Origin of the sequence: Pseudomonas sp. NPDC087639 (assembly GCF_044743385.1) — a bacterium.
In the GTDB taxonomy this organism is placed as follows: domain Bacteria; phylum Pseudomonadota; class Gammaproteobacteria; order Pseudomonadales; family Pseudomonadaceae; genus Aquipseudomonas.
This window is the reverse complement of the sequence record NZ_JBIUWI010000028.1, coordinates 1-24,347: the sequence shown is the minus strand read 5'-3', so window position 1 is coordinate 24,347 and position 24,347 is coordinate 1. Positions and strand designations below refer to the sequence as shown.

The following is a 24,347-nucleotide window of genomic DNA, read 5'->3' as shown; positions in this document are numbered from 1 at the left end:
AAGGCTGACTGCGCGTCTGGTTACACTACGCCGCCGCGCTCCCGGGAGCCGGTTTACGAACACGGAGTGACCGCAGAGTGCCCGCCCAGCCGCCGAAACGATCGCCACTGACCCAGCGCTGGCTGGCGTTGCGCCGTTTGTTCGGCAAAGGTCTGCCTGCCAGCGCAGGCCATGACGCCAGTGCCCGGTCGATCCGCGATTACTTCCGCCACAAGGCTCACGGCCAGGGTTACACCCTCAGCCAGAGCCAGCAGCGCGTGATCGACTGCATGGCGCAGCAAGCCAGTCTGCTGTTCGGTGCATCACGGCAGACGCCGCCGAGTCTGTACCTGTACGGCGCCGTCGGGCGCGGCAAGAGTTGGTTGCTCGATGGTTTCTTCCAGGCGCTGCCGATCACGCAGAAACGCCGCCTGCATTTCCATGAGTTCTTCGCGCAACTGCACCAGGGCATGTTCCGTCATCGCCAGCATGACGATGCCCTCACTCTCACGCTCGATGAACTGCTGCACGACTGTCGGGTGCTGTGTTTCGACGAGTTTCATGTGCATGACATTGGCGATGCGATGCTCATCACACGGCTGTTCAAGGCGTTGTTCCAACGCGGGATTTTGTTGTTGGTGACATCCAACTATCCGCCGGAAGGCTTGCTGCCCAACCCGCTCTATCACGCCCGTTTCAAACCGGTGATCGAGCTGATCAACTCACGCATGCAGGTTATGGAAGTGGGTGGGGCTCACGACTATCGAAGTCTGGCGCGCAACCATTTGCATCAGGTATTCACCCAAGGCCATTACGTGTGGCCAGCCACGCTAGCCCAGCGCCAGGCCCTCAACCTGCCGCCCGAAGATGCGCCGCCCCTGTCGTTAGCGGTTGGCACCCGACACTTTCAGGCACGCCTGTGCGAGGAGCGGCGTGTCGGCTTTACCTTCAATGACCTGTGCGAACAGCCAACGGCGGTGATGGATTTTCTGGAAATGTGTCGGCGATTCGATCAATGGGTCATCGATGACTTGCCCGAACTCGCCGAATGCTCGATCGCCGCGCAACAGCGCTTCATCAACCTGATCGACGTGCTTTACGACCAGGACAAACACCTGACGCTGCTCGGTAGGCTGCCGCTGGGCGAAAGCCTGGCGGGCAACACTATCGACCTGGCCCGCACGCGGAGTCGGTTGGGACAGTTGCAAGAAGTGCACGCCTGATAACGTTCCAAAGATCTGGAGCAGCCTGCAACTACAGCTTTGCCGCTATCATGTCGCCCATTCCCAGCGACCCCTCTATTGCGAAGACTTTCATGCACACCCTTGCTCAATTGCGCGCCGGCGAACTGTCGGGCATCACGCGGCTGGATCTGTCCTGCGGCCTGACCGAATTCCCGCCGGAGATCTTCGATCTGGCCGAAACGCTGGAGGTGCTCAACCTCAGCGGCAACGCCTTGAGCAGCCTGCCGGATGATTTGCATCGGCTGACCCGCCTGCGCGTGCTGTTCTGCTCCGACAACCAGTTCAGTGAACTGCCCGCTTGCCTCGGCCAATGCACCGCGCTGACGATGATCGGCTTCAAGGCCAACCACATTGTCGATGTGCCCGGTGCCGCCCTGCCCCCGCTGCTGCGCTGGCTGATCCTGACCGACAACTGCATCGAAACCCTGCCAAATGAACTGGGCGAGCGTCCTTACTTGCAGAAACTCATGCTGGCGGGCAATCAGTTGCAATCGCTGCCGCAATCCCTGGGCAACTGCCATCGACTGGAACTGATCCGCATCGCCGCCAACCGCTTGACCGAGTTACCGCAGTTTCTGCTGACGCTGCCGAGCCTGACGTGGCTGGCCTACGCCGGTAATCCGCTGGAAACCGAAGCCGACGCCGCCGCCCTTGAAGCAACGCCGCAGATCGACTGGTCGGCGTTGCGTCTGGAGCAACAACTCGGTGAAGGCGCCTCCGGGGTGATTTTCCGGGCGATCTGGCAGCGCGCCGATGGCTCGGCGCAACCGGTCGCGGTCAAGCTGTACAAAGGCGCGATGACCAGCGACGGTTCGCCGCTGCACGAAATGAACGCCTGCATCACCGCCGGATTGCACTCGAATCTGATCCGGGTGGAAGGCCGTATCACTGGCCACCCCACTGGACAGCAGGGGCTGGTGATGCAATTGATTGACCCGAGTTTCCTCAATCTGGCGGCGTTGCCGAGCCTGGCCTCCTGCTCACGGGACGTGTATGCCGATAATTGCCGGTTCAGCGCCGATGTGGCGCTGCGCATTGCCAAGGGCATCGCTTCGGCAGCCGAGCATTTGCATCAGCAAGGCATCACCCACGGCGATCTCTACGGGCACAACATTCTGTTGAACGATCAGGGCGACTGTTTATTGGGGGACTTCGGTGCGGCGTCTTTCCATGCCACCACGGACAACTTCGAAACCCGCGCGCTGCAACGCATTGAAGTGCGGGCGTTCGGGATTTTGCTTGGAGAATTGCTGGCGCGCATCGACTCGGGGTTGAGTGATGATCGCCGTGGGGTACTGGAAGAACTGCAGCGGCGCTGCTGTCAGGCGGATGTGCTGGGGCGGCCGGGGTTCAGTGAAGTGATTGAGGTACTGGAAAAGCAGTGACCGCTACGCGGTCAATCGCCAGCAGGCTGGCTCCCACATTGGAATGCATTTCAACTGTGGGAGCCAGCCTGCTCGCGATGAGGGCATCACTGACGAAGCAAATCAGCCAGCCAGACCGACAAACATATCCTGCACGTCATCATGGTTGTCGAGGCCTTCCAGGAACGCTTCAACCTCAGCCATCTGCTCATCGCTCAAACCGCTGACCGGATTTTTCGGCTGGTAGCCAAGCTTGGCCGACAGCACGGTGAAACCTTGTTCCGGCAGGGCTTTCTGCACCGAATCCAGGTCGGTCGGATCGGTCAGGAACAGGGTTGCGCCCTCTTCACCTTCTTCAAAATCCTGAGCACCGGCTTCGATCGCGGCCATTTCCGGATCGGCGTCCGGGGTGTCCGGCGAGGCTTCGATCATGCCCACATGGTTGAAGTCCCACGCTACGGAACCGGAAGCGCCCAGTTGGCCCTTGCGGAATGCCACGCGGATTTCCGCGACGGTGCGGTTGATGTTGTCGGTGACGCACTCGACGATCAGCGGCACCTGGTGCGGGGCGAAACCTTCGTAGGTCACGCGATGGTATTGCACGGTTTCGCCCAGCAGACCGGCGCCTTTCTTGATGGCGCGATCCAGGGTCTCCTTCGGCATCGAGGCTTTCTTGGCCTGTTCGACCACCAGACGCAGGTGTGCGTTGGTGGTGGTATCGGCACCGTTGCGAGCAGCAATGGTGATTTCTTTCACTAGTTTGCCGAAGATTTTGCCCTTGGCGTTGGCTGCCGCTTCTTTGTGTTTAACCTTCCACTGTGCGCCCATTACTCACTCTCTTGATCTGTGGCGCCGAGACATCTATTGGCCGACGCGTGGCGGCAAGTTTATACGGCCTAAAGTCGGCAATCGACCAAAAAAATCCAATGCGGAATCGACTTCTTCACCAGTGCTTGTAGGGCAATTCTGAAAAACGCCTTTGACATGACCATTCAGCGCTGCGGTTTCGTACCCTCTGAGGCCCGTATTGCCTGACAGAGCCTGTTCGAATGCTCAATGACAAGGAAAGTCCGTTCACCCTTACCCTGACCGCCAGCGGGTTATGCCTGCCGGTGCTGCGTTTCAAAGGCGAGGAAGCGCTTAACCAGCCCTACCGTTTCGACATTGAGCTGATCGGCCTGGCACCCGCCGTGGCGCCAGGCACGCTGTTGCAGCAACCGGCATTTCTGCGCCTGGACGATCATCACGGGGTTCACGGCATCATCCACAGCGCCAGTTGCGAACATCGCGGAACGCACCGGATCGGCTATCGCCTGATAGTGGTGCCCCACCTGCAAAGCCTGGCCCGGCGGAGTAATCGGCGCGTGTTCGTGCAACTGAGCGTGCCGCAGATTATCCAGCAGTTGCTCACTGAAAATGCGCTGCCCGGCGATAGCTACCGGATTGAAATGACCGTGGGGCAGTACCCGGTGCGGCCGTTCTGCATCCAGTTCGAGGAAAGCGATCTGGCGCTGCTGCACAGACTTTGCGAAGAGGAAGGCATCCACTATCACTTCGAACACCGGCCCGACGGGCACGTTGTGGTGTTTGCCGATGACAGCCTGAGCCTGCCGCAAGAACCGGCGCTGCTGCCGTTCAAGGCTGATGAGCAAGCGCCCTCGCCGACTATCAGTGAGCTGTTCCAGCATCACCACGCCGCGCCGATTCCGACGCTCCACGCCGTACGCAATCGAGGGCAGCAAACTCTCGGCGAAGATGCCGCCAATCAGACCCCGTCAAATCCACCCACACCGCTGCCCTCGCTGGAGCAGCGCTACAGTGAACAGCGCAGTCGTCGGCATCTGGAGCGACAACGTTGCCAGCATCGCTCGATCAATGGACGCAGCGACTGTATCGGCTTGCTCAGTGGGCATTTGTTGCAGGTGACGGAGCATCCGATCAGCCACTTCAACGAGCAATGGCGAATCACCTCAATCCGCCATCATGGACAACATCCATCGATCCTTGACCCTACCCCGACCGTGCACCGTTATTACAACGATTTCAGCGCTCAGCCCTGGTCCACCGACTTTCGCCCGCCGCTCAAACAACGGCGCCCGAGTGTCGCCGGCTATCATCTGGCGGAGGTCATTGGCACGCTGGGGCAAACTGCGCGGTTCGACGAACTCGGCCGGATTGCCGTCAGGCTGTGGCCCTCGGAACCATCACCAGCCACCGACACCGAAGCGATCTGGCTGCCGATCGCCATGACCCGAGCCAATGGCCGAATAACGCCTGATGAGTTGCCCGGCGCCGGCAGCGAAGTATGGGTGAGCTTCCTCGACAGCGATCCCGACCGACCGATTCTGTGCCTGGGCTACACCCGCAATCCCAAACCCCGGGCAACACAACCCGCGTCCGACAGCGGTTTGTTGCTCGACTGGTTGCTCAATCGCGCGACATAACCTGTAGGAGCTGTCGAGTGAAACGAGGCTGCGATCTTTTGATTTTGCTTTTAACCATGAAGATCAAAAGATCGCAGCCTTCGGCAGCTCCGGAGGTAAGTGGTGTGCTCAGCCTTTGTCCGCCTTGCCCGCCGCCGCAGCAAATTTTGCCAGGCGCACGTCCAGATGCCGGGGCCGGCGCCCGTGGTCTTCGGCGCGCTCCTTGCGGCGGATGGCGTTGCGCACCATCAACGATCCGAGATAGCGGATCGGCTCCGGCGGGAAGTAACCCAGCGGCCCATTGACCAGTGGCGAGCGCGTCCACGGGTTATCCAGCCCTTGCACCAAGGAGGCGAGAATCTGCCCGCCCATGTGACACGGCCCCACGCCGCTGCCGGAATACCCAAAACCGTAAAACACATTACCGCTGTTGCTCATCTGGCCGAAAAACGGCAGACCAGTCACCGAGCGATCGGACGGCCCGTTCCAGGTTGCATCGACTTTGACATCAGCGAACGCCGGAAAGAAATCGCCAAGACTGCGCTTGAGCAATCCGGCATACGGCGATGGCTGATCGAATACTGGCAGCATCCGCCCGCCATAAGCGAAGGTGTTGCCGCCCTTGCCGAGCATGATCCGGCCGTCGGGAGTGTTGTGGTAGTAGTGCACGAAAATCCGCGAATCGAGCACGGTAACGCCACTGGTCAAACCGATTTCCTGCAGCAGATCCGGGCGCGGCTCGGTGATCAGCATGTCGCTGGAAACGATCGCCACGCTGCGCTCGAACTGTGGAAACGCGCGGGCCATCCACGCGTTCATCGCCAGCACCACGCGGTCGGCGATTACGCTGCCGTTCGCGGTATGAATACGCGCTGGGCGGCCCTCCTCCAAACCGGTCATTGCGGTGTTTTCGTGGATCTTCACCCCAAGTTGCAACGCCACCCGCCGTAACCCGCGCACCAGTTTGCCCGGTTGCACACTGGCGGCAGCCGGGGAAAACCAGCCTTCCAGATGCTTGCTCGACCCGGCCATGCGTTGTACATCCGCCACCGGGCGCTGGCTGAACGAGTTGATGCCGTTGCGCTCCAGCGCCGCGATCACGGCGTCGGTCGAGCCGACCTGCGCGCGGTTGGTGGCGGTGTAAAGCGTGCCGTCGAGGCGGTAATCGGCATCGACGCCAAATTGCTCGCAGAACTCGCCGATGGCGTGGATGCTGCGCTCCGATTCCTTGACCAGCCGCACCGCTTCTTCGACGCCGAACAAGCGCTCGAGGGTGAAGTACTTGGCCGACCACGACAGCGCGCAACCGCCGTTTCGCCCACTGGCGCCAGCGCCACAGATGTCAGCTTCGATCAACAACACATCGAGTTCGGGGTTCTGTTGCTTGAGCATGATCGCCGTCCACAACCCGGTGTAACCGCCGCCGACAATGCACACGTCACTGCGCACTTCGCCTTGCAGCGGCGGGCAAGTTGCGGACGCATCGGCCTGCAAGGCCTGCTCCAGCCAAAACGGTCTCATGGGATTCTCCAGTCAGTTGGCCACGACACAGCCTGCCGCGAACGCCGCAGCAGGCCGCGAGGCAAAGGGTTTCAGGAACGCAGAGGTTTGATCGTCAACGGGCAATTGGGGATGGACGCGCGCGGCTCCATCACGCCGACCGGACGGCTGTTCCAATGCGGGATCAGCACCAGCGCCGAGAACAGCGCGCAACCGGCGAAGACGATGAACACCGTCACCGTATCGAAATAACCCGGCAGCAAACCGCCGAGCACCGCGCCGACCGAGCCGCAGCCGTTGACGAATCCGGCAGCGGTAGCGCCAGCCTTGGCTTTACCGAAGTCGATGGCGGCCGCGCCGCTGATCATCGAGTCCGGGCCATACAGGGTAAGGCCCATGACAAACAGCAGTGCCACCACCAGCAACACACTGCCGGTTTGCAAGGCGGCCATGAACAGCGCCAGGGTTACGGTCAGCGCCAGCAGACTCAGCACACAGGCCGGCATGCGCCGGGCGCCGAACAGTTTGTCCGAGGCCAAGCCGATCATGATCGGCCCGAGCAACCCGGCCAGTTCGAACGAGGTCGGAATGATCGCTGCCCCCACCTTGCCGACGCTGGGCATCTGCTCAAAGACAATCACCGGCCCCCACAACAGAATCGCGTAACGCGCCGGTTTCAACATGAAGTAAGCCAGCCCCAGCACCAACACCGTGCGGTTGCGCAGGATCTCCTTCAGCGGCTCCCAAACGCTGAGTTTGCTGTTGGCTTCGATCTCTTCAGCACTCAGTTCAGGCTCCGGTTCCACCGCCGGCAGACCGACGTCTTCCGGTTTGTTGCGCTGGAAGATAAAGAACAACACCGCCACGACCGCAACCACCACCGCACTGGAAATAAACGCCGCGTGCCAGGTGCCCACCAGCGTGTACGCCCACCAACCGGCGAACGGCGACGCCACCAGACCGCCAAACGCATAGCAGGAACTCCACAACCCAAGCACTCGCCCACGTTGTGCGGAAGGGAAAAAACTGCCGAGGTTCTTGCACAACCCCGACCAACCGGTGGACTGCGCCAACCCCTGGATCAACATGCAGGTGGCGAAGATCGGCAACGTTGCAAAACTGCCCATCACCAGCGCCGCCGCAGCGGAAATCAGCAAACCGCCGAGCACCACAACCCTTGGGCCAAAGCGGTCGGCAAGCATGCCCCAGGTGAATTGGCCGATCGCGTAAGCCGCCAGATAGATGGCATCGAGATTGGCCATGGTCATTTTGTCGAGCATGAAGTTCGGGTCTTCACCGATGCCGAGTTTGGCCACCGAAAACGCTTTGCGGGTGAAGTAGAAAGCGGCGTACGCGAGCCAGGTAATAGCGAAAATCTGCATGCGCCAACGCGCAATGGTGCCGATGTGCTTGTTCATTGTGGTTCTGACCTCAGGGTGTGAGTGTGCCGGCAGAATCGTTAAGTAAACGCCTGTGTTTTTTATTGTTGAGCACTGCGATATCACCCCATCCCTAAAGCGATACCGGTCAGATGAGTCCTGCTGTTGCACGCACAGGCTCATCGCCAACGCTGCTGTCCGATCGGGCAGTCATCGATGGCGTGAGCGGATCAAAGCAATTACTGTTTAATAAATAAAATCGATTTATCGTATTTCACACATAAGCTCAGCTTGTTACTGGAGGCTACATGTCGGTGTCCCACGCCCAGCTCAAAGCCTTCCATGCCGTGGCCGTACATGGAAGCTTCACCAAAGCCGCCGAGCGGCTTTTCCTCACGCAACCGGCGATTTCCGACCAGGTGCGCAAACTCGAAGAACGCTTCGGCGTTTTATTGTTTCATCGCAATAAACGTTCCGTGCGTTTGACTGACCTCGGCGAACGCTTGCTGGCGATTACTCAGCGCCTGTTTGTGATTGAAGCCGAAGCGCAGGAGCTGCTTCAGGAATCCCAGGCCTTGCAGACCGGCAGCCTGATTCTGGCGGTGGATGCGCCGGTGCATGTGCTGCCGCAGATTGCGCGGTTCTGCGAGCGATATCCGGGGATCAGCGTGAAGATCGAGACGGGCAACACCGATGAATCGCTGTTTCGGCTGTTCAACTATCAGGCCGATCTGGCGCTGCTGGGTCGGGATGTCAGTGATGAACGTTTGCTCAGCGTGCCGTTGCGCAACGATCCGATGGTGGCGTTCGTTTCGCGCAATCATCCGTGGGCGGAGCGTGAATCGATTTGCCTGGCGGACCTCGACGACACGCCGCTGGTGTTGCGTGAACACGGTTCAGTGACGCGGCAGACACTGGAAGAGGAAATGGCCCGGGCCGGGTTTCGCATTCGCCCGGCGATTCAGGTTGAGGGGCGGGAAGCGGCGCGGGAAGCAGTGGTTGTCGGGATTGGTGTGGGGGTTGTTTCGGCGGCGGAGTTTGGCGCGGATTCGCGGGTATGCGCGTTGCCGATTACCGATTGCACCCGCAGATTGACCGAAACCTTGGTCTGTTTGCGTGAGCAGAGTTCGCGGCGGGTGGTCGCGACGTTTCTCGATATGGTTCGCGAAAGTCTTGTGTAGCCAGTGATGGCCCTATCGCTGGCAAGCCAGCGATGAGTGCGTCGCGGTGTATCAGACTGGCGCCAAGCCAAAGAACGCCTGAATCAACCGCAACTCCCGCCGCCGCTCCATGCAGCCAATCATGTGCCGGTTCACGAGCCCCTCGCCGACAATCGGAATCGCCACCACTCGTGGGTCATGGCTGACCTCCACCGACGACACCACGCCAACCCCCAACTGCGCCGCTACGGCCTCCGTCACCGCTTCACGGCTGTCCAGTTCGAGCAGCACACGCGGATGGATCGACGCCTGCGCACACGCCTGATCAAACGTGCGCCGGGTAATCGAACTCGGCTCGCGCAGCACCATGATCACCTGATCAAGTTCCTTGAGCTTCACCTCTGCGACGCGCTCTGCCCAAGGGTGTCCGGCCGGCACCAGCGCGCAAATCCGAGATTCATTCAGTGCTTGCAGATGCAGTCCCTTGCGCGGCTCGACTTCAGTCAGCACCGCGACATCGGCGTGCTCCGATAACAGTGCGGCGAGGGTTTCCTGCGCATTGCCCAGACGCAGATTCACGGTAATCCCCGGATACCGCGCGCGCAGGCTGGCGAGCATCGGCATGACCATGTGCGGCCCATCAGCCGCCACTTCCAGGCGCCCAGTGAGCAACTGACGGTTGGCTTCGAGCATCGTCTGCGCTTCTTCCGCCAGACCGAACATGGCCCGGGTGATCGCTGCGAGTTTGGTGCCCTCCTCGGTCAGTTCCACCCGTCGCGCGGTGCGCCGCAACAGGGTGATCTGGTAGTGCTCCTCCAGCGCCTTGATGTGCCCGGTGACCGCCGGCTGGCTGATGAACAACCGCGCGGCGGCGCGGGTGAAGCTGCCTTCACGGGCGACGGCGTCGAAGGCGCGCAGTTGGAACAAGTTCATGAATAACCCTCACTGATGGCTGGCATAACAACAAACAATTTGATTGATGCAACGGCGAATTGCAACGTATGCCCCGTAGCTTCATCCCACAGCGCTTTCCGAGGACACACGAATGAGTATTGCCGAACCCATCCTGCTCACTCCCGGCCCGTTGACCACTTCGGCCCGCACCCGCCAGGCGATGATGGTCGACTGGGGGTCATGGGATGACCGCTTCAACCAACTGACCGCCAGCCTCTGCGAGCAATTGCTGGCGATCCTCAACGGCGCCGCCACTCACCATTGCGTGCCGTTGCAGGGCAGTGGAACCTTTGCGGTCGAAGCGGTCATCGGCACTCTCGTACCCCGCGACGGCAAGGTGCTGGTGCTGATCAACGGTGCCTACGGCAAGCGTCTGGCGAAAATCTGCGAAGTGCTCGGCCGTTCGTTCAGCACTTTCGAAACCGCTGAAGATGAACCGACTACTGCTGCCGACGTTGATCGTCTGCTGCGCGCCGACAGTGATATCACCCACGTCGCGCTGATCCACTGCGAAACCAGCACCGGCATCCTCAATCCGTTGCCGGAAATTGCCCAGGTTATCGAGCAACACGGCAAACGCCTGATCATCGATGCCATGAGTTCCTTCGGTGCCTTGCCGGTGGATGCGCAGCAAGTGCCTTTCGACGCACTGATCGCCGCGTCTGGCAAATGCCTGGAAGGTGTGCCGGGGATGGGTTTTGTCTTCGCTCGTAAAGAGTCGTTGGCCGCTGCCGCCGGTAATTCGCAGTCGCTGGCGATGGATCTGTTCGACCAGCACACTTACATGCAGAAGACCGGCCAGTGGCGCTTCACCCCGCCGACCCACGTGGTCGCGGCGCTGCACGAAGCCTTGCTGCAATACAACGAAGAAGGTGGCCTGCCAGCGCGGCATGCGCGCTACGCCGCCAACTGTCAGGCGCTGATGGAAGAGATGGCCAAACTCGGTTTGCGCAGCTTCCTGCCGGCAGCGATCCAGGCGCCGATCATCGCCACGTTCCACGCGCCGACCGATCCTCGTTATCAGTTCAAGGACTTCTACGAACGGGTCAAGGCCAAGGGTTACATCCTCTACCCCGGCAAACTGACCCAGGTCGAAACTTTCCGCGTCGGCTGCATCGGCCACGTCAGCCCGGCGCAGATGCGCGAAGCGGTCGCGGCGGTAGGTGAAGTGCTGCGCGAGATGGAAGTCCTCGAAATCTGATTCACCACAAATCCCACATTTTGAATTGCATTGCCAACTCAGGAATTTTCGCCATGAACTACACCAACCCAACCAAACTGCAAGCTGCCATCCTCGACTGGGCCGGCACCGTGGTCGACTTCGGTTCTTTCGCCCCGACGCAGATCTTCGTCGAAGCGTTCGCCGAGTTCGACGTCCAGGTCTCCATCGAAGAAGCCCGTGGGCCGATGGGCATGGGCAAGTGGGATCACATCCGCACCCTGTGCGATCAGCCGCAGGTCGCCGAGCGGTATCGCAAGGTGTTCGGCCGCACCCCGACCGACGATGACGTCACCGCGATCTACAACCGTTTCATGCCGTTGCAGATCGAGAAAATCGCCGAACACTCGGCGCTGATTCCCGGCGCCCTGGAAACCATCGCCAACCTGCGCCAGCAAGGGATCAAGATCGGCTCCTGCTCCGGCTACCCGAAACCGGTGATGGATAAAGTCGTGGAACTGGCCGCCACCAATGGCTACGTCGCCGACCACGTGGTCGCCACCGACGAAGTGCCAAATGGCCGCCCATGGCCGGCCCAGGCACTGGCCAACGTGATCGCGCTGGGCATTGATGATGTCGGCGCTTGCGTGAAGATCGACGACACCGTACCGGGCATTCTTGAGGGCCGTCGCGCCGGAATGTGGACAGTGGCACTGATCTGCTCGGGCAACGCGCTGGGTCTGGACTACGAGGGTTTCCGCGCATTAGGCAGCGATGAACTGGCCAGCGAACGCAAGCGCATCCACGCGCTGTTCGAAAGCTCGCGCCCGCACTACATGATCGACACCATCACTGATCTGCCGGAAGTGATTGCCGACATCAATAAGCGTCTGGCCAATGGTGAGATGCCGCAGTCGAGCTGATCTGCCCCGCGCCGTATGAAAAAACGCCCCTGTCTTAGCGACAGGGGCGTTTTTTTGGCTGCACCTTGATTCAGCGCATTGAAAGACCGATCAGCCTCAGGCAAATCCGTCAAAGCGGATTACAGTTAAAACATGCCGTCGCCCAAGAACGGCCCGTTTCGACCCTGATCTGTGAGGAAACACCGTATGCCGTGGACAAGTTCCGAATCTCGCTACAGCACCGTATCGGTCCTGCTGCACTGGTTGATGCTGGTGTTGTTGGTGCTGGTCTACGCCAGCATGGAATTTCGTGGTCTGTTCCCCAAGGGCAGTGGCGGACGCACGCTGATCAAAGAAGCCCACTACATGCTGGGCCTGACTGTGTTCGTGCTGGTGTGGTTTCGCCTGCTGGCCCGCAGCGTCGGCACGGCGCCAAAAATCTTCCCGGCTTCGCCGCAATGGCAAACCCTGCTGGCGCGTTTGATGCACTGGGCGTTGTACTTGTTCATGATCGGCATGCCGATTCTCGGCTGGTTGATCACCAGCGCCGAGGGGCATCAGGTGATGTTCTATGGTTTCGATCTGCCACTGCTGGTAAGCGAGGACAAGGCGTTCGCCAAACAGGTTGAAGGCTGGCATGTGTTGATCGCCACGGCAGGTTACTGGCTGATCGGGCTGCATGCGCTGGCGGGGATTTATCACCATTACGTGGTGAGGGATAACACGTTGCTACGGATGATGCCAAAACGGGCGGATCGCTGATTGTCCGGAATGGAAACGCCATCGTGGTGAGGGGATTTATCCCCGACGGGTTGCGAAGCAACCCCATCAAGCCGCGGGACTGCCAAGCAGTCCATCGGGGATAAATCCCCTCGCCACAGGGTGCTCGCTTCTACTCAGGAATTACGGTTGAAGCCTCGGCGTCCTTGGAGTCCGCCGGTATGCACGAAGATCAGTCGCGTGCCGCTGGCAAACCGGCCCGCTTCGACCTGCTGCTTGAGCGCCAGTAACGCCTTGCCGGTGTACAACGGCTCCAGCGGCACACCACTGAGCTGTTCGGTCTGTTCGATGAAGCCAAGCAATTGCGCATCGACCTTGGCGAAACCGCCTCGGCTGGCGTCGAGCAACTGGTAATCCGCTGTGGCCAAGCCTGCCTCGCGAACGATCGCCTCGACGTGTGGCGCGACCCCGTGATCGTCAGGCACGGCCAACGCGCCGTACACCGGACGCTCGCCGGCCTCGACCAGCGCCAGCCCAGCCAACGTCGTCCCCGTGCCGCAAGCCAGCCACCAACCGTGGTAATCGATCCAGCCCAGATCGCTCAACTGCGCATCGACCTGAACCTTCAGTGCTGCGCAGCCCAGTGCTCCAGGCAATCCCCCACCGCCCTCCGGCACCGCATGCAGCGTCGGATATTGCGCCTGCCACGGCAGCCAGAAACCCGGTTCATGCCGCGCCCGATAGCCGCCATAACCCAGCCAATGCAGCTGCATGCCGAATGCGTGCAGATCCTTCACCGTCGGCGTTTCCTGCGGATGGCCGCGCAACAGCCCCACGGTTTTGAACCCCAGACGCTTGCCCGCTGCGGCCAAGGCATGCAGATGATTGGAATGCGCCCCGCCGAGGCTGATGATGCCGTCGGCGCCTGCGTGGTCGGCGGCTTTGAGGTGTTCGACGAGTTTGAACCACTTGTTGCCGCTGATCAGTGGGTCGATCTGATCGAGGCGCAGGATCGCGACTTCGATGCCGGCGGTGGTGAGCCAGTCGAGTTGAAGAAGGTTGAGAGGGGCTTGGGGAAACATAAGCACGGCATGATCTGAAAAAGACCACAGTCTACCAGCCAACAAAAAATCCTTTAGGAGCTGCCACAGGCTGCGAGCTTGATCATTCCCACGTGGAGCGTGGGAATGATCAACAGTGGAGATGTGTGGTTTTAGAGTTCGGCGGCCAGACGCGAACCCTGATTGATTGCGCGCTTGGCATCCAGCTCCGCCGCCACGTCGGCACCGCCGATCAGGTGCACGTTCTGCCCGGCGGCCACCAGCCCGTCATGCAGCTCACGCAGCGGATCCTGCCCCGCGCAGATGACGATGTTGTCCACCGCCAGCAGCTGTGGCTCGCCGCTTTCGCCGATGCGGATATGCAGGCCTTCATCGTCGATGCTCAGGTATTCGACGCTGTTGAGCATCTGCACCTGCTTGTTCTTCAGCCCCGTGCGGTGAATCCAGCCGGTGGTCTTGCCCAGGCCATCGCCCACTTTGGTTTTCTTTCGCTGCAACAGGAACACTTCACGGGCCGGCGCATGCGGCGCTGGTTTGATCCCGGCCACACCACCACGGGCCTCAAGATGAGTGTCAATGCCCCACTCTTTCCAGAACGCGGCACGATCCAGACTGGTGGCCACGCCTTCATGCACAAGGAATTCCGACACGTCGAAACCGATACCGCCGGCACCGATCACCGCCACACGCTTGCCCACCGGTTTGCGCTCGAGGATCACATCCAGGTAGCTCAACACCTTGGCATTTTCGACGCCCGGAATCGCCGGCATACGCGGCGCAATGCCAGTGGCGAGGATGATCTCGTCGTATCCGCCTTCAACCAGTTTCGCCACATCGACGCGGGTGTTCAGGCACACCTCGACGTGGGTGGTCTGCAACTTGCGCTTGAAGTAGCGCAGGGTCTCGAAAAACTCTTCCTTGCCCGGTACGCGCTTGGCGATATTGAACTGGCCACCGATTTCGCTGGCCGAATCGAACAGCGTCACCTGATGCCCACGCTCGGCAGCCACGGTGGCAGCGGACAACCCGGCAGGCCCGGCGCCGACCACGGCGATTTTCTTGATCTGCTGCACCGGCAGATAATTGAGCTCGGTTTCGTGGCAGGCACGCGGGTTGACCAGGCAACTGGTGAGCTTGCCGCCGAAGGTGTGGTCGAGGCACGCCTGGTTGCAACCGATGCAGGTGTTGATTTCGTCGGCACGCCCTTCGGCAGCCTTGTTGACGAAGTCCGGGTCGGCAAGGAACGGCCGCGCCATCGAGACCATGTCGGCATCGCCTTCAGCGAGAATCTGCTCGGCGATTTCCGGCGTGTTGATGCGGTTGGTGGTGATCAGCGGAATGCTCACCGAGCCGCGCAGCTTGGCCGTAACCTTGCTGAATGCCGCACGCGGCACCTTGGTGGCGATGGTCGGGATCCGCGCTTCATGCCAGCCGATGCCGGTGTTGATGATGGTCGCACCGGCCTGCTCGATGGCTTTGGCCAGGATGACGATTTCTTCCCAGGTACTGCCACCCTCGACCAGATCGAGCATCGACAGACGGAAAATGATAATGAAATTCGGCCCGACCGCTTCCCGGACGCGGCGCACGATTTCTACCGGCAGGCGCATACGGTTTTCGTAGCTGCCACCCCAACGGTCGGTACGGTGGTTGGTGTGCGCAGCGAGGAACTGGTTAATGAAATACCCTTCCGAGCCCATGATCTCGACGCCGTCGTACTCGGCGGTTTGTGCCAGTACCGAGCAAGTGACGAAATCGCTGATCTGCTTCTCGATGCCATCCTCGTCCAGCTCTTTGGGCTTGAACGGGTTGATCGGCGCCTGAATCGCGCTCGGCGCTACCTGCTTCGGACTGTAGGCATAACGGCCGGCGTGAAGGATCTGCATGCAGATCTTGCCGCCCGCCTCGTGCACCGCGCGGGTGACGATGCGGTGTTTGAGCGCTTCTTCCTCGGTGGTCAGCTTGGCCGCGCCGGAATACACACCGCCCTCGTCGTTCGGGCCGATCCCGCCGGTGACCATCAGGCCGACGCCGCCTCGGGCACGTTCGGCGAAGTACGCCGCCATGCGCTCGAAACCGCCCGGTTTCTCTTCCAGGCCAGTGTGCATCGAACCCATCAGGGTACGGTTGCGCAGCGTGGTGAATCCCAGGTCCAGCGGGGCCAGCAGGTGCGGGTAATGAGCGGCGGTCATCGGTAACTCCACAACGAGCAATCACGGAAATTGCGGGAGCTCTGTGTCCCCCGTCAGTCATGTTCGACAGACTAAGAGTCGCATCGCTGTCACTCAATGACCGTAACTGACAAGTTAATGATCAAAATGCGCAGCGCCCCTTGGCAAGCGCGGACAGGCGCCCTACCCTAGTCGCCACACCCTGTACCCGGTTGTTGTTGGTTTTCATGCGTAAACTTCTGTACCTGTTTTTCTCCATGGCCATCGTGGCCGCCCTGACCACCTACGCCATGTGGGCGGCGGATCGGCCCGCCGGGCATTATCTGTCGGACCTGCGCATCAAACTCGCGGTCGATGAGGGTACGCCCGGCGACCGTGGCAATCTGCTCGGCATCCAGCCCGAACTGTTTCCCACCGACTATCAAAGCTCAGAGCGCTTGCACCGAAAACTCGCCGCGTATTTGCAGCAAGCCCAGGATCAGGGCTTGTTGAATGACAAGACCGTGGTGGTGTTGCCGGAACATGTCGGCACCTGGCTGATGATCAGCGGCGAAAAAGACGAGCTGTACCAGGCCCCGACCCTCGCCGAGGCGATGAACTGGATGGCCGCCAGCAATCCATTATTGTTCGCTCGCGCCTGGCTTGGCGCCAAAGGTAGCGATCGGCTGAACGACGCCCATCTGCGCATGAAATCGCGCGCCATGGCCAAGGATTACCAGGCGCTGTTCGGCGGTCTGGCCAAGGAATTCCATGTGACGCTGGTGGCCGGCTCCATCGTGTTGCCCGAGCCGAGCATCCGCGACGGCCAGCTCAAATCCGGCAGCGGTGCGCTCTACAACAGCAGCGTGGTCTTCGGTCGCGACGGTGCGCCGCTCGGCCAGCCGCAGCGGCAAATGCACCCGATCTTCGATCAACGTGACGTCATTCAGGCCAGTGAACAGACAATCAACGTCGTCGACACCCCGGCCGGGCGCCTCGGCGTGCTGATCGGCAGCGACAGCTGGTATCCGGACAACTACCGCAAACTCGACGAGCAAGGCGCGCAATTGATCGCGGTACCGGCACAAGTGTTCGGACATGGCGCGTGGGATAAGCCGTGGCGTGGCTACAAGGGTTCGAGTACACCGAGCTCAGTCAGCCTCAAACCCGGTGAAGTCAGCGAAGGCCAGGCCTGGCATCGCCTGACCTTGACTGCGCAACCACCCAGCAGCCGCGCAATTGCCGGTATGAGCGTGTTCCTGCGCGGCCAGTTCTGGGACAAATCCAGTTCCGGGCAGAGCTTTCTCAGCAGCAACGGCCAGCAGTTCGCCGACGGCGACGCCCGTGGCGCACGCTTGCTGAATATCTGGTTGTAAGTGATGAAGCCGCTGCCGATGCGCCTCGGGGATCTGTCGGTGGGTTTCGTCCATAGCCTTGCCGATGCCGTGCGCAGCCATGGCGCCGATCCCCAGCCGTTACTGGAGCAGTACGGTCTGGATGCCGCGCGCTTGGCCGAGGCCGGGGCGCGGCTGTCGATTCCGCGTTATATGCGTTTGGGGCACAGTGCGATTCAACTCACGGAGGATCCGGCACTGGGCCTGCGCATGGGTCAGCTCAGTCGTTTGAGCCAGGCCGGATTGGCCGGCGTCACCGCATCGCAGGCACCGACTGTGCGTGAGGCGGCACGTTGTTTGATTCGCTTCGAGCCGCTGTACGGCTCCAACTATCGCGGCCAGTCGAGCTTTCACGAAGACGCCAATGGCGCCTGGCTGCGCTTCTATTCGATCAGCCCGTACAACGCCTATAACCGCTTTGTGGTGGATTCGATCATCGCTGGATGGCTGCAGCAATTATCCAGCGTCAACCGCGAACCGCTGCGCGCCGAACGCATCGAAATCGAGTTCGAAGAGCCGGATTATCGTGAAGCCTACAACGCATTGGGAGATGGCCCGATCCAGTTCGGTGCCGAGCGCAACCAGTTGCGTTTGAGCCTGAATAGCCTCGCCCAGCGCAATCCGGAGCATTGCCCAAGCACGTGGAAGCATTTGATCGGGTTGTGTGAGCGGGAACTGGAACAACTGACCCGCACCCGCAGCCTGCGCGAACGCATCACGCAATTGCTTGGGCCGTTGCTTAATGGCGGCCGGGAACCCGACCTGGAAGAAGTGGCGGCGCGCCTGAAGCTGCCGACGTGGACCTTGCGGCGCAAACTGGCCGAGGAAGGCACGCAGTTTCGCGCGATCCTCAATGACACTCGGCGTGATCTGGCGATGACCTACATTCGCGACACCGAACTGGCGTTCGGCGAAATCGCCTACCTGCTGGGCTTTGCCTCAGCCGAGGCATTCCAGCGCGCATTCAAACGCTGGAACGGTCAGACACCCGGCGAGTTCCGTCGTAGTCATCGCAAAACTGCTTGAGGTTTTAAAGCTCGGTGGCGTCTTCTGCCGGCTCAGGCGAGTCGAGTTCATAAGCCTGGAATTCGAGCAGTTCTTCTTGATAGTCATCCATTGTGTAATCCCCCTACTGCTCTCTTCGATAATGTCCCGAGCATAACGTGCCCGTGTGAAGGAAAAATGAAACACGGCCTTCATGAATAAAACGTAGCAGGCGGTCAGGAATTTATCGCGGGGATTTTGTCAGGGGAATGTAACGACATTTCACCTGTAGGAGCTGCCGAAGGCTGCGATCTTTTGATTTTTTTAAGATCAAGATCAAAAGATCGCAGCCTTCGGCAGCTCCTACAGGGAGCAGCGGTTTACTGGCCGGAGGCTGGCATCGCCGGAATCGGCTCGGACGGCGGCGGGATGTCCGTCGGATTGGCCGGTGGCGTGATGGTTTCTGTGGCCGGCGCAGGTTCTGCACTCGGCGCCGGTGTGATCGGCGTGGAATCCGCTGGCGGCGCAACCGGCTCTGAACTGACCGGTGCGGTCTCAACAGGTGCAGGTGCGGTCACCGCTGGTGCGGGTGCCGGAGCGGGCTCCGCCGCTGGAACCAAAGGCGCTGGAGCCGCTTTCGGCTCAGGCACGCCGAGATCGGTCTTCGGCTTCTCTTCGATATGCGCCGCTTTCTTCGTTTCTGCCGGCAGGAACTGCTCGACCAGCGTAAAGAATCGCTCATAGAACTTTTGCGCCGTCACCGTCTCGCTGGCGACCTTGACCATCGAATCGTCCGAGGAACCGATCGGCATCGACACCGAACCCAGCACACCGACACCCAGGCTGGCCGAGTTGTTGGTCTTCTTCAGAGCGTAACGATCCTGCAGGGCGTTGGCGAACATCGTGGCATGGTGCCCGGCAGTGCCGTCATCTGCGCAGACCACGTTGAAGCTGATCTCCATGTGGGTATCGCCGGTTTGCTGGAAGCTCTTGTGGCCGCTGACCAGTTTCGGATCGCTGCTGGTGATGATGTAACCCTGGCTGAGCAAAGCACGACGGGCCGCTTCACAGCTGACCGAGTCGGTCACTGGATAATTGCGCGAAAACGTACCGGAGTCATCGAAGTTCTCATGCTCATACATCGGCTTGTCTTTCGAACAGCCGGCAACAGCAGTCAACAACAGCGCCAACCCGACAACACGCAGGGGAGTGAAAATCAACATTGAACATCCTGAGAGAAAACAGTCCGGGGCGTATTGTGCAACAGATCGCGGCCCCGCGGCGTATGGATTAGTGTCTTAAAACGGTTACAACTCTAGCGACTCTCGATTGCGGGAAAAAGTCGCGTCGATAAATGATCAATGAACACCCGCAATTTCGCAGTCGCGTGGCGGCTCGACGGCCACAGAATCCAGAACTGCCCGGTGTGTTCCAGATACCGATCCAGCACCCTTTGCAGGTGCCCTGCGGCGACTGCCTCATGGGTCATGAAGTCCGGCAGGCAAGCGATTCCCATCCCGGCCAACGCCGCGTGGTTAACGGCCTCAATGGATGTGCTGACCAGTCGCACCGGCAATATTGGCTCAGCCGCAGACACCTCTCGTCGCAGCGGCCACGGCTCCATTTTGCCGGTGGCATGGAAGGTGTGGCGCAGACACGCGTGAGCCGCTAGATCAGCGGGTTCTTGTGGCACACCGCGTTGCTGCAAGTAAGCAGGACTGGCCACCAGCACCATGTGAAACTCGCCCAATGGCCGCGCCATGAGTCGGGAATCCCGCGGTTTACCGGTACGAATGACCGCATCGAAGCCTTCCTCGACCACATCAACCATGCGATCTGTCAGATCCAGATCCATTTCGATCTGCGGATAAAGCGCCATGAACTCGGTCATGACCGGCATCACCAGCCCATGCACCTGCGGCAGGCTGATCCGCAGCTTGCCGTGCGGCTGCGAAGCCGCGTTACACAACTCGAACTCCGCCGCCTCGACTTCCGCGAGGATTTTGCGGCAACGTTCAAGAAACAGCGCGCCTTCGCTGGTCAGCGTGACGCTGCGAGTGGTGCGATGAAACAACCGCACGCCGAGCCTCGCCTCCATCCGCGCAATGCTTTTACCCACCGCCGAGGATGACACCCCCTGCAGCCGGCCGGCCTCGGTGAAACTGCGGGTCTCGGCGACCTGAACGAACACCGAAATACTGCCCAGGCTATCCATACCACGCCTCCATTGACGACATCCATGTCCGATATGTTCGGAACCATAACCTGTTTTTCGCCAATGCGCAGCGCCCTACCCTGTGCTCTCTTCACCCCCTGCACATGGACGCTGGCTCATGAACGAAGCACAACTCACCTGCAACTCACAGGAAAACCCGATCGACACCCGTGACCCTTTCCCCCTCGCCGCCCTGCTGGCACTGGCGACTGCCGGTTTCATCACGGTGATGACCGAAGCCCTGCCGGCCGGTCTGCTGCCGCAGATGAGCAGCGGCCTGAATGTCTCCCAGGCACTGATCGGGCAACTGGTCACGCTCTATGCCATTGGCTCGATCGTGGCAGCCATTCCGCTCACGATCGCCACTCGCGGCTGGCGTCGACGACCGCTGTTGTTATCCGCCATCGGCGGCTTCGCCATCGCCAACAGCATTACCGCCGTGTCGGAGTGGTACTGGCTGACGCTGATTGCACGCTTCATTGCCGGCGTGTTCGCCGGCCTGCTCTGGGCGCTGCTGGCGGGCTACGCGAGCCGGATGGTTGCGCCGCACCTGCAAGGTCGTGCCATCACCGTGGCCATGCTTGGCGCACCGATTGCGCTATCGCTGGGGATTCCGGCTGGTACCTTGCTTGGCACCCTGATCGGCTGGCGCCTGAGCTTCGCCATCATGACCGCTTTGACCGTGCTGCTGGTGATCTGGGTACGCTTGCAGGTGCCGGATTTCCCGGGAGAACGCACCAGCAATCGCCTGCCGCTGCGTCAGGTATTTACCCTGCCAGGCGTAAGATCGGTGTTGTTCGTCACCCTGTCCTACGTGGTTGCGCACAACCTTCTGTACACCTATATCGCGCCTTTCCTGCAACCCTCGGGGCTTGGCGGCCGTATCGATCAAGTACTGCTGGTATTCGGCGTGGCCTCGGTGCTGAGCCTGTGGATCGTCGGCAGACTGATTGATCGCTGGCTGCGCGAACTGGTGCTGATCAGCGCACTGCTGTTCATGCTCTCGGCCATTGCACTCGGCCTGTGGCGCGAATTGCCGAGCGTGGTCTACCTCGCCACCGCCGTGTGGGGGTTGGCATTTGGTGCCATGCCATCGTTGCTGCAAACAGCCTCGGCGAAAACGGCAAAAAACGCCGCCGATACCGCGCAGTCGATGTTGGTTACTTTGTGGAATGTCGGCATTGCAGGGGGTGGACTGGCAGGAGGTCTGATGTTGGGCAGCGTGGGCGTTGAGCACTTTCCGTGGATCGTCGCGGCGTTGCTGGTTTCGACCTTGTATGCGGCCATCAATGCGAGAGCACATGGATTTCCGCGCGCGGGATAGTACCGATTGATGGGCGACGCTGTAACGACTGGCGCCTTCCCGCTGTGGATCAAGTGCTTCTGATAGAGATTGGTCGGTAGACAGGCCGCCATCGCTGGCAAGTAAGCTCCCACAAAAAAGCCCCGGCTGATCGGCCGGGGCTCTTGTTTCGCAACTCAATCAAACATCAAAAACGCTTGATCTCTGCCTGAGCTTCCAACTGCTTGCGATACGCCGCAAAGTCCTGCTGACCTTCACGCGACGCGAGGAAGCGACGGTACTGCGCCTTCTCTTCATCAGTCGGCGCAGCCGCTTCGTTGACGCCGTTCAGACGCACGATCATCAGACTGCCATCGGGCAAAGTAACGCTGCTGAACGTTGGCTTGTCCTTGGCTGCCGGCTTCGGCATGCGGAACAACGCTTGCAGTACCGCAGGATCAACACCTTCCTGACCACGGGTGGCCGCTTCGGTGGTTTTCCAGTTCTGACCGTCAACCGCCTTGTCCAATGGAGCCTTGCCATCGCGCAGATCAGCGATCAGCTTATCGGCCTTGGTCTTGGCAGCAGCGCTCGCGTGCTCTTTGGTCAGTTGGGTGCGGATAGCCGCACTCACACTTTCCAGAGGCAATTGCGCAGGCTTCAAGTGTTCCTTGGCGCGCAGGACGATCACCGTTTCCGGATCCAGTTCGATGGCGGTGCTGTTGGCGCCCTCATCGATCACTTCAGTGCTGAACGCAGCAGTAACCACGGCACGGTTGGCCGCAACACCTTCGCCACCTTCACGGCCAAACGGCTTGGAAGTGTGCACTGTCAGTTTCAGATCCGCCGCTGGCTGTGCCAGGTCGGACGCCTCGAACGCAGAGTCTTCCAGTTGCTTGGTCGCCTCGACGAAACGCTGCTCGACCTGCGCGGCTTTCAGCTCGCGGGTCAGCTTGTCTTTCAGGCTGGCCAGGGTCGGTACTTCAGGTGCTTCAACACCCAGCAGTTTGATCAAGTGGTAACCGAAATCGGTGCGAACCGGCTCGGAAACCTGATCTTTAGCCAACGAGTACAGGGCTTTTTCGAAGGCCGGATCGTAGACGCCAGGACCTGCATAACCAAGGTCACCGCCAGTGTTGGCCGAACCCGGATCCTGCGAGAACTCTTTGGCCAGCGCTTCGAATTTCTCGCCCTTGGCCAGACGCGCCTGGACTTCTTCGATCTTCGCCTTGGCCTGAGCCTCGGTGGTCTTGTCGTTCACTTCGATCAGAATGTGCGCCGCGCGACGCTGTTCCGACAGGTTGGCGATCTCTTTCTGATACGCCGCTTGCAGGTCTTCGTCCTTGACGGCGACCTGATCAAAGAACGAAGCCTTCTTCAGCTCGATGTAATCGATGACCACTTGATCCGGGGTCATGAATTCCTTGGCGTGCTCGTCGTAGTAAGCCTTGACCTCATCGTCGGTCAGCTTGACCGCGGCCGGATCAGCCTTGACGTTAAGGGTCGCGAAATCGCGGGTCTGTTTTTCCAGACGGGCGAATGCCAGCACTTCGGCGTCGGTGACGAAACCGCTGCCCGCCACACCGGCACGGACTTGGCCGATCAGCATTTCCTGAGCCAGCATCTGGCGGAATTGCATACGGCTGTAACCCAGTTGACGGATCACCTGGTCGAAACGCTCGGAGCTGAACTTGCCATCAACCTGGAATTCAGGCGTCTGCAGGATCACCTGATCCAGTGCACCTTCGGAGAAAGCGAATTTCGCTTGTTCGGCACCTTGCAGCAACAACTTGCGATCGATCAGACCCTTGAGGGCAGATTCGCGGAGCATTTTTTCATCGAGCAACGAAGCGTCGAAATCCTTGCCCAGCTGTTGCATCAGCTGACGTCGTTGCATATCAACGGCCTGGCTGAGCTCGTTCTGACTGATGTCTTCACCGTTGACCGTGGCCGCATTCTGGCTGTTGGTCGTAGCCTGGAAAATGGCTTCGATACCCGTGAACGCCATCAATACAACGATGATCCCGATAATGGTCTTGGCAATCCAGCCTTGTGAATTGTCCCTGATATTCTGCAGCATGCGTCCCCCAGAAACGGTTGAACTTCAAAATTAGGCAACCGTGGAGCGTGGGTAGAATCCGGATAGAAGAAAGGCGCATCCGAGGATGCGCCTTCTCGTAACTGGCGGAGCGGACAGGGCTCGAACCCTCGATCCCGGCGTTACAGATGTCTATTCAAGCCACCTGCTCTACCGCTCCGCTGCCAAGTCAGGCATTACCCCGACCCGGATGGGTAAAAACTGAAACTTAGTTAACCGCTTCTTTCAGTGCTTTACCGGCTTTGAAACCTGGCTTTTTGGCAGCCGGGATTTCCAGAGTCTTGCCGGTCTGAGGGTTACGACCGGTACGAGCCGGACGATCAGTCACGGAGAAAGTACCGAAACCAACCAGAACAACGGAGTCGCCAGCCTTGAGAGC

At 60.2% G+C, this 24,347-nt stretch carries 20 protein-coding genes; 10 read left to right on the top strand and 10 right to left on the bottom strand.

Annotated features, from left to right (window positions below):
- Window positions 1–77: 77 nt before the first annotated feature.
- On the top strand, window positions 78–1,202 hold the full coding sequence (zapE, locus tag ACIOVB_RS14040) for a cell division protein ZapE (RefSeq protein WP_401268550.1): 1,125 nt from the start codon (window positions 78–80) through the stop codon (window positions 1,200–1,202).
- Window positions 1,203–1,294: 92 nt separating this feature from the next.
- Window positions 1,295–2,608, top strand: coding sequence for a leucine-rich repeat-containing protein kinase family protein (locus tag ACIOVB_RS14035; RefSeq protein ID WP_401268547.1), 1,314 nt, complete (start codon window positions 1,295–1,297; stop codon window positions 2,606–2,608).
- Between the two features lie 102 nt (window positions 2,609–2,710).
- Here the strand turns inward: ACIOVB_RS14035 and ACIOVB_RS14030 are convergent, their stop codons facing one another.
- Window positions 2,711–3,415 (bottom strand): YebC/PmpR family DNA-binding transcriptional regulator, encoded by a 705-nt coding sequence (locus ACIOVB_RS14030; protein WP_187680468.1) that lies wholly within the window; start codon window positions 3,413–3,415, stop codon window positions 2,711–2,713.
- 221 nt (window positions 3,416–3,636) lie between these two features.
- Between ACIOVB_RS14030 and ACIOVB_RS14025 the strand changes: the two genes are divergently transcribed.
- A complete protein-coding gene (locus ACIOVB_RS14025; RefSeq protein ID WP_401268543.1) occupies window positions 3,637–5,031 on the top strand; it encodes a type VI secretion system Vgr family protein in 1,395 nt (464 codons plus the stop codon).
- Between the two features lie 108 nt (window positions 5,032–5,139).
- Here ACIOVB_RS14025 and ACIOVB_RS14020 read toward each other — a convergent pair whose 3' ends face one another.
- The gene (locus tag ACIOVB_RS14020; RefSeq protein ID WP_401268541.1) at window positions 5,140–6,531 is read right to left on the bottom strand and encodes an FAD-dependent oxidoreductase; all 1,392 of its coding nucleotides are present in this window, start codon (window positions 6,529–6,531) and stop codon (window positions 5,140–5,142) included.
- A gap of 71 nt (window positions 6,532–6,602) precedes the next feature.
- A complete protein-coding gene (locus ACIOVB_RS14015; RefSeq protein WP_187680471.1) occupies window positions 6,603–7,928 on the bottom strand; it encodes an MFS transporter in 1,326 nt (441 codons plus the stop codon).
- A 269-nt stretch (window positions 7,929–8,197) separates the two neighbouring features.
- On the opposite strand from ACIOVB_RS14015, the gene ACIOVB_RS14010 reads away from it, so the two are divergent.
- Complete coding sequence (locus ACIOVB_RS14010) at window positions 8,198–9,070, top strand: LysR family transcriptional regulator (protein WP_187680472.1); 873 nt, start codon at window positions 8,198–8,200, stop codon at window positions 9,068–9,070.
- A gap of 51 nt (window positions 9,071–9,121) precedes the next feature.
- Here the strand turns inward: ACIOVB_RS14010 and ACIOVB_RS14005 are convergent, their stop codons facing one another.
- Window positions 9,122–9,982: a LysR substrate-binding domain-containing protein gene (locus ACIOVB_RS14005; protein WP_187680473.1), complete on the bottom strand. Its 861-nt coding sequence runs from the start codon at window positions 9,980–9,982 to the stop codon at window positions 9,122–9,124.
- A gap of 112 nt (window positions 9,983–10,094) precedes the next feature.
- Between ACIOVB_RS14005 and ACIOVB_RS14000 the strand changes: the two genes are divergently transcribed.
- From ACIOVB_RS14000 to ACIOVB_RS13990, 3 genes are all read left to right on the top strand, one after another.
- Window positions 10,095–11,204: a 2-aminoethylphosphonate--pyruvate transaminase gene (locus ACIOVB_RS14000; protein ID WP_401268538.1), complete on the top strand. Its 1,110-nt coding sequence runs from the start codon at window positions 10,095–10,097 to the stop codon at window positions 11,202–11,204.
- A 53-nt stretch (window positions 11,205–11,257) separates the two neighbouring features.
- A complete protein-coding gene (gene phnX, locus ACIOVB_RS13995) occupies window positions 11,258–12,085 on the top strand; it encodes a phosphonoacetaldehyde hydrolase (RefSeq protein ID WP_187680475.1) in 828 nt (275 codons plus the stop codon).
- Window positions 12,086–12,271: 186 nt separating this feature from the next.
- Window positions 12,272–12,826: a cytochrome b gene (locus ACIOVB_RS13990; RefSeq protein ID WP_401268535.1), complete on the top strand. Its 555-nt coding sequence runs from the start codon at window positions 12,272–12,274 to the stop codon at window positions 12,824–12,826.
- Between the two features lie 134 nt (window positions 12,827–12,960).
- On the opposite strand, the gene ACIOVB_RS13985 is transcribed toward ACIOVB_RS13990, so the two are convergent.
- Entirely contained in the window at window positions 12,961–13,866 is a 906-nt protein-coding gene (locus ACIOVB_RS13985; RefSeq protein WP_401268533.1) for a 1-aminocyclopropane-1-carboxylate deaminase/D-cysteine desulfhydrase, read from the bottom strand.
- Window positions 13,867–13,997: 131 nt separating this feature from the next.
- Complete coding sequence (locus ACIOVB_RS13980; protein WP_401268530.1) at window positions 13,998–16,037, bottom strand: FAD-dependent oxidoreductase; 2,040 nt, start codon at window positions 16,035–16,037, stop codon at window positions 13,998–14,000.
- Between the two features lie 206 nt (window positions 16,038–16,243).
- Between ACIOVB_RS13980 and ACIOVB_RS13975 the strand changes: the two genes are divergently transcribed.
- Entirely contained in the window at window positions 16,244–17,371 is a 1,128-nt protein-coding gene (locus ACIOVB_RS13975) for a carbon-nitrogen hydrolase family protein (protein ID WP_401268528.1), read from the top strand.
- Window positions 17,372–17,374: 3 nt separating this feature from the next.
- Window positions 17,375–18,415, top strand: coding sequence for an AraC family transcriptional regulator (locus tag ACIOVB_RS13970; protein ID WP_401268525.1), 1,041 nt, complete (start codon window positions 17,375–17,377; stop codon window positions 18,413–18,415).
- Between the two features lie 338 nt (window positions 18,416–18,753).
- Here ACIOVB_RS13970 and ACIOVB_RS13965 read toward each other — a convergent pair whose 3' ends face one another.
- Together ACIOVB_RS13965 and ACIOVB_RS13960 are read right to left on the bottom strand one after the other, a co-directional pair.
- Complete coding sequence (locus ACIOVB_RS13965; RefSeq protein WP_187680480.1) at window positions 18,754–19,596, bottom strand: DUF2242 domain-containing protein; 843 nt, start codon at window positions 19,594–19,596, stop codon at window positions 18,754–18,756.
- A 92-nt stretch (window positions 19,597–19,688) separates the two neighbouring features.
- Window positions 19,689–20,588 carry a LysR family transcriptional regulator gene (locus tag ACIOVB_RS13960; RefSeq protein ID WP_401268522.1) on the bottom strand — a complete coding sequence of 300 codons (900 nt, stop codon included), beginning with the start codon at window positions 20,586–20,588 and terminating at the stop codon, window positions 19,689–19,691.
- A 118-nt stretch (window positions 20,589–20,706) separates the two neighbouring features.
- On the opposite strand from ACIOVB_RS13960, the gene ACIOVB_RS13955 reads away from it, so the two are divergent.
- Window positions 20,707–21,912: an MFS transporter gene (locus ACIOVB_RS13955; RefSeq protein WP_401268520.1), complete on the top strand. Its 1,206-nt coding sequence runs from the start codon at window positions 20,707–20,709 to the stop codon at window positions 21,910–21,912.
- 166 nt (window positions 21,913–22,078) lie between these two features.
- On the opposite strand, the gene ACIOVB_RS13950 is transcribed toward ACIOVB_RS13955, so the two are convergent.
- Window positions 22,079–23,950 carry a SurA N-terminal domain-containing protein gene (locus ACIOVB_RS13950; RefSeq protein ID WP_401268517.1) on the bottom strand — a complete coding sequence of 624 codons (1,872 nt, stop codon included), beginning with the start codon at window positions 23,948–23,950 and terminating at the stop codon, window positions 22,079–22,081.
- 226 nt (window positions 23,951–24,176) lie between these two features.
- On the bottom strand, window positions 24,177–24,347 hold a 171-nt coding region (locus ACIOVB_RS13945), incomplete at its 5' end, for an HU family DNA-binding protein (RefSeq protein WP_401268614.1).